This is a genomic window from Desulfogranum aggregans (genome assembly GCF_055398265.1).
Window position 1 is genome coordinate 2,860,922 of sequence record NZ_AP042447.1, and the last position, 17,866, is coordinate 2,878,787.

Annotated in this window: 11 protein-coding genes; 3 read left to right on the plus strand and 8 right to left on the minus strand. The window is 55.7% G+C overall.

Features of this window, described 5'->3' with window-relative positions:
• The first annotated feature begins 84 nt into the window (after window positions 1-84).
• Entirely contained in the window at window positions 85-5,505 is a 5,421-nt protein-coding gene (locus tag ACZ52Z_RS12585) for a DUF7379 domain-containing protein (RefSeq protein WP_464267131.1), read from the plus strand.
• Window positions 5,506-5,529: 24 nt separating this feature from the next.
• Here the strand turns inward: ACZ52Z_RS12585 and ACZ52Z_RS12590 are convergent, their stop codons facing one another.
• Genes ACZ52Z_RS12590 through ACZ52Z_RS12600 form a run of 3 tightly spaced genes read right to left on the minus strand, consistent with a single transcriptional unit; the run spans window position 5,530 to window position 8,204 of the window.
• Entirely contained in the window at window positions 5,530-6,507 is a 978-nt protein-coding gene (locus ACZ52Z_RS12590; protein WP_464267132.1) for an N-acetylmuramidase domain-containing protein, read from the minus strand.
• Window positions 6,508-6,558: 51 nt separating this feature from the next.
• Complete coding sequence (locus tag ACZ52Z_RS12595; protein WP_464267133.1) at window positions 6,559-7,695, minus strand: ubiquitin family protein; 1,137 nt, start codon at window positions 7,693-7,695, stop codon at window positions 6,559-6,561.
• Window positions 7,696-7,739: 44 nt separating this feature from the next.
• Window positions 7,740-8,204 (minus strand): hypothetical protein, encoded by a 465-nt coding sequence (locus tag ACZ52Z_RS12600; protein WP_464267134.1) that lies wholly within the window; start codon window positions 8,202-8,204, stop codon window positions 7,740-7,742.
• 40 nt (window positions 8,205-8,244) lie between these two features.
• Here ACZ52Z_RS12600 and ACZ52Z_RS12605 point away from each other — a divergent pair, with 40 nt between their 5' ends.
• Complete coding sequence (locus ACZ52Z_RS12605) at window positions 8,245-8,463, plus strand: hypothetical protein (protein WP_464267135.1); 219 nt, start codon at window positions 8,245-8,247, stop codon at window positions 8,461-8,463.
• Between the two features lie 51 nt (window positions 8,464-8,514).
• Here the strand turns inward: ACZ52Z_RS12605 and ACZ52Z_RS12610 are convergent, their stop codons facing one another.
• From ACZ52Z_RS12610 to ACZ52Z_RS12630, 5 genes are all read right to left on the minus strand, one after another.
• Complete coding sequence (locus ACZ52Z_RS12610) at window positions 8,515-8,889, minus strand: DUF2237 family protein (protein WP_464267136.1); 375 nt, start codon at window positions 8,887-8,889, stop codon at window positions 8,515-8,517.
• Window positions 8,890-9,006: 117 nt separating this feature from the next.
• Window positions 9,007-9,336, minus strand: coding sequence for a hypothetical protein (locus ACZ52Z_RS12615; protein ID WP_464267137.1), 330 nt, complete (start codon window positions 9,334-9,336; stop codon window positions 9,007-9,009).
• Between the two features lie 84 nt (window positions 9,337-9,420).
• Window positions 9,421-12,540 carry an efflux RND transporter permease subunit gene (locus tag ACZ52Z_RS12620; protein WP_464267138.1) on the minus strand — a complete coding sequence of 1,040 codons (3,120 nt, stop codon included), beginning with the start codon at window positions 12,538-12,540 and terminating at the stop codon, window positions 9,421-9,423.
• A 4-nt stretch (window positions 12,541-12,544) separates the two neighbouring features.
• Window positions 12,545-13,636, minus strand: coding sequence for an efflux RND transporter periplasmic adaptor subunit (locus ACZ52Z_RS12625; protein ID WP_464267139.1), 1,092 nt, complete (start codon window positions 13,634-13,636; stop codon window positions 12,545-12,547).
• Between the two features lie 646 nt (window positions 13,637-14,282).
• Window positions 14,283-14,768 (minus strand): rhodanese-like domain-containing protein, encoded by a 486-nt coding sequence (locus tag ACZ52Z_RS12630; protein WP_464267140.1) that lies wholly within the window; start codon window positions 14,766-14,768, stop codon window positions 14,283-14,285.
• 530 nt (window positions 14,769-15,298) lie between these two features.
• On the opposite strand from ACZ52Z_RS12630, the gene ACZ52Z_RS12635 reads away from it, so the two are divergent.
• Window positions 15,299-17,791, plus strand: coding sequence for a cation:proton antiporter (locus ACZ52Z_RS12635; protein WP_464267141.1), 2,493 nt, complete (start codon window positions 15,299-15,301; stop codon window positions 17,789-17,791).
• The last annotated feature ends 75 nt before the right edge of the window (window positions 17,792-17,866 follow it).

Genomic DNA, 17,866 nt, shown 5'->3' on the forward strand with positions numbered 1-17,866 from the left:
CACGTTTCACCTCATCCAGAGACACTGCATGAACAACCGTCGCTAAACAGTAATTGAACATATCTCTTGCTCAAGGGGGGCAGCATGGCCGATTCAACTGCACAGGCAACCTTCATCGCCAAAGGTCAACCCATTACGGTATCTCCTGAAGAGGGACTCATCGCGGATAAGGGGGCAGCGGCAATCCTGCAGGCCACCCCCAAAGCCGAAGCTGCCGTCACTATCGGGCAATTCCGTTCCGCCGAGGAGGCGGTGGAGATCAGCTTGAACGACGAAGAAGTGGTCGAACTGGCCATGGAGGACAACCTGGTGCTGTACACCACTGTCCAGCGGCTCAAAGAAGACCTTCTTCCGGAACGGGCACGGGGTGATGGAGAGACGTCCTTTCGCTTGCCAGAGCGGATCAGTTTCAGTAATCAGCGGACCCGCGGGGAAGAGGGACTGCTGGTCAAATCAATCAAGGCGCTCGATATCAAGGGCAAACTGCTGGACGCTGCCGGGAGCAAGGCCGGCGGACTTGCCGCCCGCAAGATCGCGGAAAAGATAGAGGAACAGTTAGTCGGGCCGGATGTTCTCTACCATCTCACCACAGCTACCGCTGAAGCTGCGGACAAGGTCTCCCTGCAGCCGGCCCTGACAGAAAATATCCCCACCACCCAACCGCTACTGCTCTTCATCCATGGGACCGCATCCAGCACCCAGGGGAGTTTCTCCGAGCTGTGGACCGACACCGACAGCAACGATACCATCTGGCAGGACCTGCGGGGCCACTATGGTGATCGTATCTATGCCCTGGAGCACCGCACCCTGACCAACAGTCCCATCGACAACCTCATTGATCTGCTCAACAAGCTGCCGGTCGGCTGTCGTCTTCACCTGGTCAGCCACTCCAGGGGGGGCCTGGTCGGCGAACTCCTCTGCCGGGCTCAGTTCAAAAATAACCGCGACCCCTTTACCGAGGATGATATCGCCCTGTTTGATCCCCAGCTGACCAGCGGCCTGGCCGGCCTGCTGGACATTCTCCGCAAGGACTACAGTCATCACCAACAGCAGCTGCGCAAACTCAATGCACTGATGCTGGAAAAAAAACCGGTGATTGAGCGCTTTGTGCGCGTGGCCTGTCCGGCTCGGGGAACCACTCTGGCCAGCGGCAAGCTGGATGTGTACCTTTCCGGGATACTGAACGTGATTGGCCTTATACCGGCATTGAAGGCAAGTCCGATCTATGATCTGCTCAAGGCCTTTGTCCTGGCAGTGGCCAAGGAGCGGACCGAGCCTGAACACCTTCCCGGTCTTGAGGCGCAGATGCCGGGCTCTCCTTTTATCGCCATGCTCAATTCCGCTCCGGAAAGCGTCGCCGCCCACCTGGCGGTCATCAAAGGAGATATCGAGCCCACCGGCATCCTCAAGAAAATAAGCATATTCTTCCTTGATCGATTTTACGAAAGTGACCATGACCTGGTGGTCAATACCCCGTCCATGGATGGCGGGGCCCGGCGAGAGCACGCCATCCCCATCCTCTTTGACCAGGGCAAAGCAATCAATCATTTCCGCTACTTTACCAATGAGCGAACCCGCAAGGGCCTGTTCGCCGGCCTCACCGACCAGGCCCTGCCGCCTGCCGGGTTCCGGCTCGAGCTGCAGAAGGCAGTGGAAATTGCCCGGACCCTGCCTATGGGCAAACAACCTGATCAGGTGCCAGCGGTCTTTGTCCTGCCCGGTATTACCGGCAGTCACCTGGCAGTGGACGGAAACCGGGTATGGATAGATTTTTTCGACCTTGTTCGCGGCCGCTTCAGCGAACTCAATATCAAGGCTGCCCATGTGGCCGCCCAGTCGCCGGTGGCCAAGGCCTACGGCGACCTGATCGATTACCTGGGACAACAACACTATGTGATCCCCTTTGCCTATGACTGGCGCAAATCATTGCTGGAGGCCGGCAGGGACCTGGGAGGAATGGTGGATGAGCGGCTGCGCAACAGCGATCAGCCGGTACGTATCGTCGCCCATTCCATGGGCGGACTGGTCACCAGGGCGATGATGGCGGAGTGCCCGCAAGTGTGGGAACGCATGCAGCAACGAGACGGCTCCCGGGTGCTGCTCCTCGGCACCCCGATCAGGGGTTCCTACTCGATCCCGCGCATCTTTGCCCGCCAGGAACGGTTAATCCGCATGCTGGCCCTGGCCGACCTGCACCACGATCAGGATGAACTGCTCGACATCATACGCAAGTTTCCGGGTGTCTGTGAGCTGCTGCCCATTGACGATCAGGGAAAGATCGCCGTTGCCGATGCTCTATGGGAAGAATTTGGCAGAGTGCTTGGAGGCAAGTGGAAACGACCGACCAAGGCAATACTCAAGCAGGCACAAGCCACCTGGAACAAACTCATGGAGGTCACCCTTGATCCGGAGAGGATCTTTTATGTTGCCGGCCGCGCCCCGGCCACCCCGATCGGGGTGCAGATCGATGACAGCGATGCCGAAACAGCAAAGATTGTCTTCTCCGCGACCGACCGCGGGGATGGACAGGTTCCCTGGGCAACCGGAATCCCTGAAGGTATCAGGTGCTGGTTCGTCAATGCGGTGCATGGTGACATTCCAGACCATCGTTCGGCCTTTGGTGCCTTTCAGGAAATTCTCGATACCGGGTTCACCCGCCAGCTGGCCACCCAGCCGCCCGTCTCCAGGGAGGCGGAAAAAGAACGCCTCCTGCCGCCGGACCATGTGGATATCTTTCCCGGTGACGACCAGCTTATTGCCGCCGCACTCGGCAAGGCCCCTCACCGGCCTGCTGCCAAAGGGCCCGGTCTGCCGCAGCTGCAGGTCAGCGTTGTCCACGGTAACCTCCGATTTGCCACTTCACCCCTTGCCGTCGGCCACTACGCAGGGGACACCATCGTCAGTGCAGAGGCGGTACTTGACGAGCTCCTTGATCACCGCCTGCGCCATCGCCAGCAGCGGGGGGTCTATCCGGGCCAACTGATGACCAGCGAAGTCCTGTTCAACCCTTCCGCCCAACAGTTTCCAGGCGTGGTGGTGGTCGGCCTGGGAGAGGTTGGTCAGCTGACTCCCGGCAAACTCACCAATACCTTTCGCGATGCCGTCATTCGCTATGTGCTCATCGGCAAGGAGACAGGGAGTTTCGCCGAGGATGAGCCGATTACGCTCTCCAGCCTGCTCATCGGAACCGGCGCCGGCGGTCTGTCGGTCAAAGATACCGTTGCCTGCCTGATACGGGGAGTAACAGATGCTAACAGGCTGCTCGCCGGGGAGACAAACAACCCCGATTATACCGTCGCTCGCCTGCAGTTCCTGGAACTACAACAGGACGCAGCCATTGAAGCCCAGTACGCCCTCCTGGGTATTGCCGCTTCAGCAGAATTCGACGGCACGGTTGTAGCAGCCCCCCTCCTTACTGCCGGCAATGGCGGTCGATGCCGCGCCTATTTCGGGGAAGACATCAACTGGTGGGAGCGACTGCGTATTGAGTCCACCCCCGATGGCGGACTGAAGTACACGGTTATGGGTAAAATGGCCCGGGCCGATATACGAACCCAAGCCATTCAGCGGCAGTCCATTGAACCTTTTCTGCAGCAGATAACCACCCATACCTCCGCCAACAATCAGGCGGGCCGAGTGCTGTTCGAGCTGCTCGTACCGCCGGAACTGAAAGGCCATGCTGCCGATAACCAGCGATTAATGCTGGTAGTGAACAAGGAAGCGGCAGCTTACCCGTGGGAACTCCTCGAATACGCGGGAAGAGAGGGAAACGAGCCTCTGGCGATCAAGGCTGGCATGATCCGTCAACTGACGACAACCAACGTTACTCCGGCAACCGTCTGTACGACCCTCAACGCGCTGGTCATCGGCGATCCCTATGCCGGGGAACGAAGCCTCTTCTCCGACCTTCCGGGGGCCCGTAAAGAAGCCAGAGCAGTGGCAACCCTCCTTGGAGAAAAACATGTAGAGGTTTCCGACCTGCTCATTCGCGAGTCAGGAACTGCCATCCTCACCAGCCTGCTCACCGGCAAATACGGTATCCTCCATCTTGCCGGGCACGGGGTAGTTGATTTCGACCTCCCAGGCACCACCGTGGCATCAGCAGCCGGTCCGGTCCGCAAGGGGAACGAACCGAGAACCGGGATGCTCATCGGTCAGGACCTGTTCCTTACGCCCACCGAGATTCGGCAACTGCCCTATACCCCCTCTTTTGTTTTTATCAACTGCTGCCATCTGGGCAAAATTAAGAGCGGACAAACCCGCTATGCAGGGCAACGCTATCGCCTGGCCGCCAACCTGGCCACCCAATTCATCCAGCAGGGGGTCAAAGCGGTAATTGCTGCAGGCTGGGCCGTTGACGACGAGGCAGCGCTCACCTTTGCCACCACCTTTTATTCACGTTTTCTCCAGGGTGAATGTTTTGGCGATGCGGTGAAACAGGCCCGTGAAACAACCTACTGCCTCCACCCATCGGTCAACACCTGGGGCGCCTACCAGTGCTACGGTGACCCGGACTTTCGCCTCACCGGCCTCACTGGACCGAGAAAATCCGCGCCTCCGACGTCTTTTGTCTCCTTGGCTGAATACATCATCGCCCTGCAGAACATTGCCCAGGACGCTGCCACTGCCACGGCTGGCGACATCTCCTCATTGACTGCCAGAATCGGGCAGATCCTTGAAAACCTGCCTGAAGGCTATGCAAAGGATGCCCGGCTGCTTGCCGCTGCCGGCGAGGCCTGGGGGGAACTCGGCAGATACCGCAAAGCCATCGACTTTTACACCAAAGCGCTGCAGGCGGAAAAGGCCTTTGCCTATATCCGTTGTGCAGAACAGCTGGCCAACTTTCAATGCCGGCTGGCTGTGGAACTCAATCGCAGTGGTGAGAAGAAGGAGGCAAAAGCCCTGATTGATGCAGCCATCACCCTGCTGCAGACACTCAACGACTCGTTCAAGAAAAACGTCGAACGACTGGCACTCCTGGGCAGCGCCTACAAGCGACTCGCCCAGGTGCACGCTGCAAACAGGGACACCGAGGCCGCCAGGAAAGGCCTCGCCCGGATGCAGTCGTTCTACCAGGACGCCTACATGCGTGCCGCCTCAAGCGGTGCTGGACCCTATGCCTATCCCCTGATCAACGCTCTGGCCGCTGGCTGGCTGCTCCAGGACGATACCGGCCCCCACCAGCTGAAGGACCCTGTCGGCCTGCTCCTGGAGGCCAAACAGGCCAATATGGTTCCGGAACTCAACCAGGAACATTTCTGGGAAGCAGTCACCGCAACCGACTGCACCCTTATGTTAATGCTCATTGAGGGAAGGCTGACGTCCGATACACGCAAAGACCTTGCGGCAAAGTACGAAGCAATTGCCAGGGTTGCTTCCTCTCCCCGGCAGATGCAATCAGTAGTCGAGCATACCGAATTTCTTGCTGAACTGAGTACCTGTATGCACCTGCCTCAGAGCAAGGAGTTGCAGCACCTGGGCCAGCAGTTGCAAAAAATCCTCTAAAACCGCCTGCTCCGGGGCATGGATTCAGGCCATGCTCCGGAGGTACTCAAACTCCCGGAACCATCGCTGCAGCCGTTCATGGTAGAAATGCTTGGCATAGGCAGGTCCGTTATAATACCTGGCCATAACGGCAAAATCCTCCGCTGTCGGCTGGACAGTGGTCACCACTTTGGGTTTGGCGGCAATAAAGCGGGCAACAAAGAGGACCTGCTCTTCCACCGGACTGTAGAGCATCGCACGTGCCGAAGCAGCACCGACGCGTTTATAGTTAAAGCCCATGATCTGCCCCAGCCCGATGCTCATTGACCGAACCCGCAACTCATCAAGCTCCATTTGCGGGTATTTTTCGTTAAAGCGGGAGAGCTTATGCTGCTCAAACCGCGGCCTGGCAATGCCCGAGGTCTCCTGCTTGATAATGGCCAATATCCATGAAGAATGAATACGTATACCCTTCTCCCTCTCTATTCGTTCTACAGCCTTGTGCGTAGATGGTCCGTAACGTTGGACAATTTGCCGGCAATCAAGCAGCATGCCCCGCTGGAGACTGTTGAGGTGAAACAGGGCGTGCTCAAGATCCCCAAAGGGGATGTTTCCCTGGTTGATGGCCGTGCGGGTCGCCTCTGCCATGTGTTCCAGGGTCGGCGGATCAAGCCGAACATCGGGTATGGACACGATCCTGCTGCGCGCCGTATTGTAGGTGCACGGATAACAGAGCTGATCACGATTGACCAGTGGGTTAAGGCCGTGTTCGACCTGGAACTGGGCCACCCCGCGGTTGGTCCCTCTCCCGAAATCGCCATCGATCAAAAAGGCTCCCGAGGAAGCGGTGGAATAGCCCAGAAAAACCAGCATCCGCTGCACGGCCATGATCGCCGCTTCTCCGGCTGAACGCCGGGTCAAGGTGGCATCGCCCTGCTCCAGCCGTTCAAGATCCCTTTCCCACCCCTTCCGACTACCGTCCATGGAAAGAATACGCAGGATTGCCTCATCGATAATCTGCATGGTGCTCCTCCTCACAATGGCCGGGACAAACTCGTATCCGCAGGTTGATTTTCAGCCCGTCGATTGATGCAACTCCCGGGCAATGACCTGCAGTATGGCTGTCCGTGATCGAGCTGTACGTACAATGTCTTCATCTTCTTCAGCCAGGTCAACCCACTGGAACAGCTCAGTCAAGGCGGACCGGGTGGAGGTCAGGTCACGGCAGTGAGCAAGAAACAGCATCTGTATCTGCTGTACCCTGTCAGCCAGGTAGAGCCCGAATTCGGTCTTCACCACGGTACAGTCGATAACCCCGAGCATCTTCAGGGCCTGGGATTCGGTTATTCCCTTGTGGCAGCCGACAAGATGGACCGGGCCTGCACAACCATGCTGCTGGAGAAGTGGAACCATCAGGTGATCATGCAGGAAAGGCTGCCCCACCATTTCACGTGCCGCAGCCTGGGAAGCTGCAGCCGGGATGGCATGGACACACCAGAGTACCTGCTGGCCATCGAGTGCGGCAACCACGGCCTGCATGCCGTTTGCAGCGGGAGCAGAACAGACTTTTCCGCCGCCAGTGACGAAATATTCCAGCAGCACCGCCTCTATCTTCTGCTTGCGCTCAACAAAATCCAACTTGGACCAGTCAAGGGCATTCCCCACATCAAAGCTGGCTCCCCTGCGTCGCCTCACCCCTTTTTTCACAAGCTTGACAATGCTTTTGGCCAAAACCTGCGCACAGATCAGGTGCAGCTCCGTTTCGTTGGCAGGCTGGTTGGGCCAGGGCTTCAATTCCTCCACATATTGCTGGAAGGCCTTATCCGCCTTTTTGCGCGAACGAACGGGGTCCCCCAAAGCAATAACCGGCAGCACCTTTTCCCGTGAAAACTGCGCCGCCTCATACAGCTCTGCATGGCATATCCCCAAACCGTTTTCCTTGACCCTGGTTCCCGCCTCACCGGTATACAGCACCAGCACCAGGTCGGCCTGACGCACTTCGTCTCTGGAGGTCTGCCACCAGCTGTCGATGCTGCTGCCCACATCCTGCTCACAGAGCCAGACGTCAAACACCTGCCTCCCGCCGAGGGTAAGCTGCTGCTCAATGTAGTCTTTCAGCCGATTGCGCAGATTGCGCAGACTGACCGGAGGATCAAAGACCCGGGCCTCAACCTGACTGGAAATCATGATTCGCAGGGTGTCGCCTGCCATGTCCCCTCCTCCTGCATTGCTCTGAATGCAGAGGTATTACCTGCCTACAGATGATTGCCCTTTCGCAGCCCCGACAAGGTCAGCACGTGCTCTCCTTTTTTGACACTGACATACTTTTTGTTTTTCTCAGAGGAAACCGGTTGCAACGGATAAAGCCGGTACCCTCCCTGATTATCCTTGAGAAGATACCCGCAGAATGGGCCACTTCCCCATAAACGGATGTTGTTGAGAACGCACAGGGAGTCATCGCTGTTCACCGACCAACTGAAAGATTCGCTTGTTCCGTCCGGGTGCTGGGTGCGGATAGCCCCGGCATCGGAAAAGTAGGCCTGATAGCTGATAACTCGTCCTGTTTTCTTCTCTTTTTTTGCCTCTGTCACCTGCATGGTCGTATCTGTCAGCAGGGCGGTAATTTCACCGGCGCTGAGTATGGCATCCAGCGCATAAGATGATCCGCAGCAGATGAACAAAGACAGCACACCGCTCAAACAACCGATAACGCGTTTCATGATCTCCTCCTGGTGGTTTTCTTTGCCGAGCGCCGAATCCATGAGCATTCGAACGTACTACAACAGCTCGGTCTTACTGAACACTAACGTGGGTATGGATGTAATGAACAACCTTGGCGCGCACCGCTGTATCGGCGCCGTTATTGACTTGGTTGTGCAGGCCGTTGCTGAACCTGACCCTTGCGAGAAAAATCGACTGGAGGGTTTCCGGGTGCGTGCTCGCTCGCTGCAAGATTTCCCCATCACTTCTTCCGACTAAGCAGGGGTGCAGGAACACCAGTGGCCACGTAGACGGAGACTGTTTGTTGACCTACTGCTCACTGCCGATGGAGTGCTCGAGCAACTCCTCCAGCGTTGCATACTCGAGCACCGCCTCATGGGTCGCCATCAGATCCACCGGCGGCGCCAGATCATGCTCCAACGCCTCCTTCCATCGGGCTGCGCACAGACACCATCTGTCGCCCGGCTGCAGACCAGGAAAATTATAGATGGGCATGGGGGTGGACAGGTCGTTACCCATCCTTTTCGTGAACTCGAGGAACTCGCGAGTAACCACCACACACACGCCATGAACGCCTGTATCCTCTTCAATAACGCTGCAACTTCCCTCCCGCGTAAATCCGGTCAACGGATCAAGGCTGCAGGTCTGCAGCGGCGTACCTAATACATTCTTCTGTTCTGTCATGGAATATACCGTCTGCTGATCACTGGAAACGAGAAAAACGTGCTCATGTTACTCTCAGTAAAGTAACCACCGCACACCCTAACACAAGGAGAATGTGTACCTTTTCCCTGATATGCATTAACAAGGTCCGGGATGCTCTTTCACAAGATCTTCAAAGCACGCCTGCCGCCGGTCGGATGCTGCAAGCTCAAGGATAAAGATGCAGTTCCAGCATTCCTCCTGCAGGCAGGCATCGTCCCGCAGAGCGGCCATGGCCGACCGGAGGTTTTCCACGGCTCCCAGGCGCAGGACATTGACCTGAAACCCGGCCCTATGACCGCGGGGATGCGTATATGCCGCAATATATATCCCTCCGCCTACCGGTAATTCATCGGATTTGGAGCAGAGATTGAAACTGTACTGTTCACCGGATTGCCCTGAAAATTGCCATTCTTTTTGTCGAAACATTTCACTCCTGTGATTGGTTGATGGGTATTTCTCCGACTTCCTCCGCCTGTACGTTACACGCCCCTGCCATGGGCCGCGCGTTCATCAATCATCGTGGACAAATTCCTTCCCGCTTCCCTGGTACTTTTCAAGGCGCCGGGCACTTGAGCCGGGCACTTCGCTTTTTCGAGCAAGCAGACAGTAGGTTACGGGTACGACAAAGATGGTGAAGAGCGTTGCCGAAAGCACCCCGGTAAGAACAACGATGCCGATAACCATGCGGGTTTCAGCTCCGGCCCCAAAAGAGATGATAAGCGGTAACGCTCCGGCAGCGGTGGTAATGCCGGTCATAAAAATAGGCCGCAGGCGAATCTCCGAGGCCAGCAGGACGGCATGATAAAAGGATCGACCTTCCACGCGCAGTTGATTGATGAACTCAACAATGAGGATACCGTTTTTGGCCGCCAGGCCGATGAGCATGACCAGGCCTATCTGACTGTACAGGTTCAGCGTGTTGCCGGTCAGGTACAACCCCAGCAACCCCCCGGCAAAGGACAGGGGGACCGTCAACATGATCACCAGGGGCGTCAGGAAGCTTTCAAACTGAGCTGACAACACGAGAAAAACAACCACCAGACCAAGCAGAAAAATAAACAGGACTGACTGGGCAGAGTTTTTATAGTCGCGCGATTGTCCCTTGTAATCGATGATCACCTTTTCCGGCAGGTGTACCCGAGCCAACTCTTCCATATACGTTAATGCCTCGCCCAGGGCAAGATCATCAGCAAGGTTGGCCTGCAGGGTGATGGCTCGGACTCGATTATACCTGTTGAGACTGTTGGCATCGGCAAATTCCCTGAGGTTCACCAGATTGGCAAGTGGAACCAGCTCTCCGCTCCTTGCCGAGCGGACATAGATATTGGTCAGGTCAATAGGCGTTCGCTGCTCCTCGCGCTCCCCCTCGACGATTACATCATATTCCTCTCCACTCTCAAGAAAAGTCGTCACCCGGCGTGAACCGAGCATGGTTTCCAGTGTTCTGCCGATATCGCCGATCCTTACCCCAAGTTCTGCTGCCCGATCATAGGCAACATCAACCTGCAGCTGCGGTTTGGTTTCCTTGTGGTCCCAGTCAAGACCGATGAGCCCCGGATTGGATTTTTCGATTTGCTCCACCAGGGTATCCCGCCACTCTACCAGCTCCGCATATGAGCCGCCGCCAATGACGAATTGCAGGGGTTTCTGGATGGAAGCACCAAATCCCTGACGCATCACCGGAAAGGCTCTGACCCCCGGTAAACCAGCCAGCAGTCCACGCACCTCATCCATAATCTGCCAGGCCGACCGTCGCTCTGCCCAATCGGCGAGTACGGCAATAACAATACCGGAATTGAAAATCTCATAGTTGGAAAAGGTTCGCGGAGCCCTGACCAGCAGTCGGGCGACCTCCCCGTTGTCGACCAGGGGCATCATCCTCCGCTCGATTTCATCCATGTACTCTTCCATGTACTGATAGGTGGCGCCTTCGGGGCCGTTGACCAGCACAAAAAAGGCTCCTCTGTCTTCCTTGGGCGCATATTCCGCGGGGAGGGTGCGGACCAGCCAGAGAATTGCTGTCAGCATTATGACCAGTAGCAGGCCCACCGCCACTGGCCTGCGAATAAAAAAGACAAGGAGACTTCTATACACCCTCCGTACCCCCCGGTAAAAAAGTTCAATACGCGACACCCCTTCCCTGGCCGTGCTCGGTGTCAATATTTTCGAGGCAAGCATGGGGGAGAGACTCAAGGCGGTAAAGCTGGAAAAGAATACCGCCGTGGCCATGGTCAGAGCGAACTCGGAAAACAGCCTGCCCACATCTCCCTGCAGAAAAGAGATGGGCACAAACACCGCTACCAGGACAATGGAGGTGGCGATCACCGCAAAACCGACCTGTCGCGAGCCATGAAAGGCCGCCACCAGCGGCGACTCTCCCTTTTCATCCATTCGCCGGTAAATATTTTCCAGGACCACTATCGCATCGTCCACCACCAGGCCGATGGCTAGCACCAGGGCAAGCAGGGTCAGCAGGTTTACTGAGAAACCGAGGGCTTTGAGCACAATAAACGTCGAAACAATGGAAACCGGAACCGTTACCGCCGGAACAATAGTGGCCCGAACATTGCCGAGAAAAAGAAAAATAACGATAACAACAAGGCCGATGGCAATGGCCAGGGTCTTATAGACCTGACCGATCGCCCCCTCGATAAAGACAGAGGTATCAAAACTCTGCTTGATTGCCATTCCTTCAGGCAGGGCAGCGTTCAGCTTTTCCGCCTGTCGTTTGGCTGCCCGTGCAACATCGATAGTGTTGGCGGTGGACTGCTTGATGATTCCAAGCCCAACCATTGCCTCCCTGTTGCCGCGAAAAAAGGTACGGTCCTCCTCGGTGCCCAGCTCAATGCGGGCCACATCCTCAAGGCGAACGATATACCCCGAGCTGCTGCGCTTCAGCGCCAGCCTGCCAAAGGATGCTGCGGAATTAAAGGGCCTGTTCAGGCGAACCGTAAACATACGTTGACGGGATTCAATGCTCCCTGCTGGCAGTTCTACGTTTTCGGTGCGAAGGGCGCTCTCTATATCGTCAACAGTGAGTTCTCGAGCTGCCATTTTGCTTCGATCGAGCCATATCCGCATAGCAAAACGCTGGCCACCGCCAATGCGGACCCGGGCCACCCCTTCGAGCACGGAAAAGGAATCCACCAGGTACCGGTCGGCATAATCGGTAATTTCCGGCACAGTGAGTCTGTCGCTGACCAGATTCAGCCACATAATGACATCGTCGTTGGAATCAACCTTCTGTATTTCCGGAGTTTCCGCTTCATCCGGCAAATCATCGAGAATACCGGATACCCGGTCGCGAATGTCATTGGCAGCGTTATCCACATCACGCCCGGTGACAAACTCAATGGTTATCGAAGACTGCCCCTCCTCACTGGCTGAAGCAATGAACTCTATCCCCTCCACCCCGGCAATCCGCTCTTCAATGGGCTGGGTAACCTGGGTTTCGACTACGCTTGCCGCAGCACCGGGATAGATGGTTTCTATGGTTATCACCGGCGGGTCAATGTCCGGATATTCGCGAAGGGGGAGCAGGGTAAAGGACACGGCGCCGAAAACCAACAGCAGAATCGAGGCCACCGAAGCAAGCACAGGCCGTTTGACGGAAAGATCGGAGAGAAACATAGCGCTACCTCCCTTCCTGATTGCCGAGCATCTCGCCTATGGGCAGGGTTCCGTCATCCACGGCCACTATTTTCACAGGGGCATCAGGGCGAAGACGCATAGCCCCATGTACAACTACCATTTCGCCCGGCGCGACCCCTTCGATGATCTCCACTTCTCCTGTTCGCCTGCCGCCGGTAACCACCTGACGTTTTTCAGCGGAAGCTGGAGTGGTCGAGGTATTGACCACATAAACAAAGGCCGTGTTGCCAATGGCAATAAGGGCATTTTCCATAACCACCACCGCCTCGCGGGAATTACTGAGCAGTTCAACGCTGAGCAGCATTCCTGGCCGCAGGGAACGGTCCGGATTGTCCAGGAGAGCGCGTGCGGTGATGGAGCGCGTCACAACATCGACCCTGCTGTCAAGACTTGCTATCTTTCCCTTGAAGACCCGCTCGCCAAATGCGGCTGACTGTGCGTGTATCTCCAGCCCCGGGGCAACACTGGCCAGAGCCGTGGCCGGCACGGCAAAATCAAGCTTCATTACGCGGTCATCATCCAGGGTGGTAATCACATCTCCCGGTTCGACCAGGGCTCCGACGCTGATGTTGCGCAAACCGACAACTCCGGAAAAGGGAGCGAGGATCAAACGATCCTGCAGCCTGGACTCGACCTGCAGCAGCCGCGCTTTTGCGGTCTCGAAATCGCGTCGCCGCTGGTCCAAAAGGGTCTCGGACCCTGCCCGCTTTTTCAGAAGCAACGTTGCACGCTCCAGCTGCTTCTCCGCCTCCAGCAGATTGGAACGCTCTTCTGCAATAAGGGCATGCTCTTCACTGTTGGTCATCTCCACCAGTATTTCACCGGCCTCCACCCTTTGCCCATCATCAAAATTTATTTGGGTAATGGTGTCGGTTACAGCGGAGGTAACCGTGATCGACTCATTGGCTTTCAAGGTACCAAGGGCCTCAAACCGATCAAAAAAGGTATCGACCCTGGCCTCGCTGACAATGACAGGTGTCGGCTGCTGGGAGTAAACCGGGCTCACAGCCCCCAGGTGGACGGACAATATAGCACTTACCAGCCAGAGCAAATTTCCTGCGGTTCCTGTCCTCATCGTCCAATACCTCCCGGTGATCTGTTCGCAGATAACGGTGAGGCATCCCGTCATAGCGGTATGCCACCCTTTGGTCAACTGTAATGACTGCGCGGAAAAAGAACATCAATCATTTCGGTAAAAGTCAGCATACGAAGCGTTGCCGTGCTGCATCACGCCTACAGCCACCTGACGTCCCTCCCCGGCTACGGGCTGGAATCACGACGTCAATATGTATTTTTCAATATAAAAACAAGCAGATGAAGCACACCCACTGACAACGGACCATTATGCCCGTAGAGTTCTCCTCATCAACAGGAGTATACTTTGCTGCAACAGGGGACGAACGGGAAAAACAAAAAACAAGGAGCAGTCCCTTTCTTCTAGGAATACTCGGGAAAGAGGCAAGAGCCTAGTGGTCTCGGCATCATAGGTACTGTCATGGAGCGGTTGGCTCTACTGCGCAGAAGCAACGGTGCAGGGGAATTCCCGGAGCACCCTGCCGACCTGCAGGGTGATTGTAGATGCGGCAAGCCGGTCACACGCAACACTCGCTGCTGATCATGCCCCGGTCAACGCTCCATCTTTCTTGAATGGTTCGCATTACAGGACCACTCCGAGAGGCGAGTGGCCCTGTGCGGTACACGCTGCATGGACTACGTATCGACTACTTGGCTGCGACCTGTGCAGGGTTTGCCTGTTTGGCGCCGTAGTAGCTGCTCAGTGCCTGGATTCCGCCTTTCAGGATATAGACGTTGTCAAAGCCGATGTGGCGAAGGGCTGTACCCACCGCTGTTGCCCGGGCGCCTGATTTGCAGATAATCATAACAGGCTTATCTTGTGGAATTTTATCGAGATTCTCCGGTTCAAAAAGGTGGTTGACCGAGATCGTAAGGTTGCTGGGAAGCGCCATAGTGTAGAGACCGGTTTCTTCCGGCGTTCTCACATCTATCGTTATATACTCCTTGCCAGCTTTGATATCGTTAACAAATGCTGCAGGTTTAACAAAATGCAGCATCTTGCCGACCCCGGCACCACAGCAGGAAGCAAAGAATTTTTCATAACTTTGCGCCATGTCAGTATCATAGGACCAGGCAACAGAACTAAAACTGAGAAAACAACCGATTACTGCGACAACCGTCCACCTTTTCACAGTACAATCCTCCTTTTTCCCCATATTTTTCATCAATAACCTGAAGCAGTGACGGCCTGGAAACAGGTGCCAGGCTGTCGCCCTTTCAGCAACAAGTCAGGGAGCGTCAGGGGGAGGGCACTCACCCAACTCACATTAAGCCATTACCAGTCATAACAGCCGAACAGCAGAGAAACAACAAAAAATACAGAAAAAACAATACTATACACCACAAAGTGCCACTGTAAGCGCATCCATTGTATACCGCCCCTCTGGCAATCCTCTCTGGGGGCAATCACGCTATGAGCCCTGTCCTGCAACATTAAATGAGGAGTCGCCATCCGCTGATCTACCGGATCGTTGCTCTCGCTGCCTGTTGAGCCATTGCCAAAGCTATTAAGCTTTGACCAAGCCGCTGCAGAATAGACAGTGCCCAAGAAAAAATACAACCTTTGATTGGTTTTGTTGTATGGTATGCATATACCGTGCAGGTAAGCTGGACTTGCGCATGCAATGGGTATCCAGAGCCAATTCCTCCACAGAGGGAGCTTATGGAACATCAATCAGGTGTTTTTATTCTCCTCTTTGTTATCGCCTCTCTTTTTACAGGCGCTCTTCTTCGGCACAGTCTGAAAAATATTGCGTTCCCTTACACAGTTGCCCTCCTGATTATTGGACTTGTTCTGGGCTTTGCCGAGCGGAGCGGTGTTTTCCCTCAGCATCTTCATGTCCTTGGTCACACCCTGCAGCTGGTTGTGCAGATCGACCCCCACCTGATCATGTTCCTCTTTCTTCCGACGCTTATCTTTGAGTCGGCCTTTTCCACCGAGGTTCATCTCTTTCGTCGGGCCTTTCTCCAGATTGCCATCATGGCCACTCCCGGCCTGCTGGTCAGTACGCTGTTGACCGCCACCCTGGCCAAAGTCTTTTTCCCCTGGGATTGGAGCTGGCCGGCGGCCCTGCTCTTCGGCTCACTCATCAGCGCTACCGACCCGGTAGCAGTGGTCGCGCTTCTCCGCGAACTGAGCTCACGAAAACGGCTGGAAACCCTGCTGGAAGGGGAATCGCTCATGAACGACGGCACCGCTATCGTCCTCTTTGCCCTCTTCTATCAGCTGGTCTTAAACGATACTCAGCAGGGGCTTTCATTGGGCCTGTTCTCGGTGGTAGGCTGGCAATTCCTGTGGAATGTCAGCATCGGTCTGCTGATCGGTCTTGCCTTTGGAGCGCTGGCGATCACCATCATCGGCAAAGTCTACAAAGACGCCATGGTCGAGATCACCATTTCCGTGGCTGTCGCTTATCTTGCCTTTCTGGTGGCTGAAGCGATTTTTCACGTGTCCGGGGTCATGGCGGTGGTGGCCCTGGCCCTGCTGCTGGCAGGCATAGGCAAAACACGCGTCTCACCGGAGATAGCTGTCTTCCTGCATCATTTCTGGGAAATGATGGCCTATTTAGCCAACACGATCATCTTTTTACTGGTAGGCTTGATCATTGCCCTGCGCGTCCATCTGGACGCTCCCGAGTCATGGAAAGCCTTGGGCATCCTGTTTGGCGGCATCCTGCTCATAAGAACCTTTTCCATTACGCTGTTTCTCCCCATTTTGAAGCATATCGGGCTGGGTATCACCTTCAAAAAAGCCATAGTCCTCTCCTGGGGCGGCCTGCGCGGGGCGGTTGCCCTTGCTCTGGCACTTACCGTTGCCCAGGATCAACACATGCCCAGGGAGTTGGGCGAGCAGATACTGTTTCTCACTGCCGGTATCGTTGTGCTTACCTTGCTGGTCAACGGCACGACCATGCGTCTGGCCCTGCAGTGGCTGGGCTTGAGCAGCTTGCCGCCTGCCAAACAAGCCACCGTGGACCGGGCAAAGCACCACATAGAACAGGAAATGGCCCTGCTGCTTCCCCGCCTGAAAAAGGATGGCTTTTTCCAGGGCGCTGACTGGAACCTAATCAATCAACAGATCAGCCTGAAAGAAACCGCGCCCCAGCAAACTGCAGAGGATGCCAGGCCTGCCTCGCCAACAGAATTGGACTATGAGTTCAGACGCCGGATACTTGAAGCGGAGCGAAGAAACTATTGGTCCCAGTTTCAGGAGGGATTGCTTGGCGGGGCGGCAACCCATGTCCTGGTGGATGCTGTTGAACGGGCGCTTGACTACGAACCGACCATAACCCCGCGCCCCCTGCTGCAAAAATTATGGGAAAAGCCCCCGCTGCTCCGCTACCTGAAAAAACTTCCGCTGGTACGAGAAGTTGCCCTCTCAGGATCCTTTGATCGGCTGGCCCTGGGGTACGATGTGGCACGAGGATTTATCCATGCCCAGGATGCCAATCTGGAATTGATAGAACAGCTGGCGCCTTCTGCGGAATCTGCTGAATCGGTCAAAAAAGAGATCCTCAAAAACAAGAGCGATACCTATGTTCGCATCGAACAGCTGCGAAAAACCTTTCCCGAAGTGGTTGTTGCCCTGGAAACCAGAGCCGCCTGCCGCTCGCTCCTCAACCGGCAGCGCGGGGTCATCGATGGGCTTATTGATGCAGGCCTGTTGGATACGGCTGAAGCGGAAAGGTTACTGAAAAATGTCGATGAACGGGTAAAACAACTTCGCCACTCGCCGACCAAGATAGAAGCCCCGGACCCGGGAGAAATACTTGAGCATGCGGTGTGGCTGGAAAACGTGCTTCCCGCGACCCGCAGCCGCCTGCTCTCCACCATAGAGGATCGCATCCATGCACAGGGAGAAATCCTTTTCCAGCAGGGAGAAACCAAAGGGTCGTTGGCGGTTATAGTGCGTGGATCGGTTGAACTGCTTAAAAAAAAGGGGGACAAAGAAGAAGTGGAGGATATTCTCGGACCCGGATCGGTCCTGGGGATTTACAACGTATTAACCGGAGAAAACGACAAGACGGTACGCGCCCTTGGCCTGGTGGAAATACTGTGGTTCAATCCGTCCGTCCTGCGAGAGCTTCTGTTCCAGGATTCGGTTTTGGTACACAACCTCAACCTCCTCTATGACGAAGAGCGAAGCGCCAGCTAACAAAGATTGCACCTTCCCTGCCTCTCCTTGGCGGTCAAACAGGTTCCCCCTGCAGGTAATCAGAATCTCTCATAA

Excerpts from the sequence above, each read along its gene's own strand:
- ACZ52Z_RS12585 (WP_464267131.1), top strand. The coding sequence starts at position 85 with ATGGCCGATTCAACTGCACAGGCAACCTTCATCGCCAAAGGTCAACCC.
- ACZ52Z_RS12590 (WP_464267132.1), bottom strand. The coding sequence starts at position 6,507 with ATGCAGATTATCGATGAGGCAATCCTGCGTATTCTTTCCATGGACGGT.
- ACZ52Z_RS12595 (WP_464267133.1), bottom strand. The coding sequence starts at position 7,695 with ATGGCAGGCGACACCCTGCGAATCATGATTTCCAGTCAGGTTGAGGCC.
- ACZ52Z_RS12600 (WP_464267134.1), bottom strand. The coding sequence starts at position 8,204 with ATGAAACGCGTTATCGGTTGTTTGAGCGGTGTGCTGTCTTTGTTCATC.
- ACZ52Z_RS12605 (WP_464267135.1), top strand. The coding sequence starts at position 8,245 with ATGAGCATTCGAACGTACTACAACAGCTCGGTCTTACTGAACACTAAC.
- ACZ52Z_RS12610 (WP_464267136.1), bottom strand. The coding sequence starts at position 8,889 with ATGACAGAACAGAAGAATGTATTAGGTACGCCGCTGCAGACCTGCAGC.
- ACZ52Z_RS12615 (WP_464267137.1), bottom strand. The coding sequence starts at position 9,336 with ATGTTTCGACAAAAAGAATGGCAATTTTCAGGGCAATCCGGTGAACAG.
- ACZ52Z_RS12620 (WP_464267138.1), bottom strand. The coding sequence starts at position 12,540 with ATGTTTCTCTCCGATCTTTCCGTCAAACGGCCTGTGCTTGCTTCGGTG.
- ACZ52Z_RS12625 (WP_464267139.1), bottom strand. The coding sequence starts at position 13,636 with ATGAGGACAGGAACCGCAGGAAATTTGCTCTGGCTGGTAAGTGCTATA.
- ACZ52Z_RS12635 (WP_464267141.1), top strand. The coding sequence starts at position 15,299 with ATGGAACATCAATCAGGTGTTTTTATTCTCCTCTTTGTTATCGCCTCT.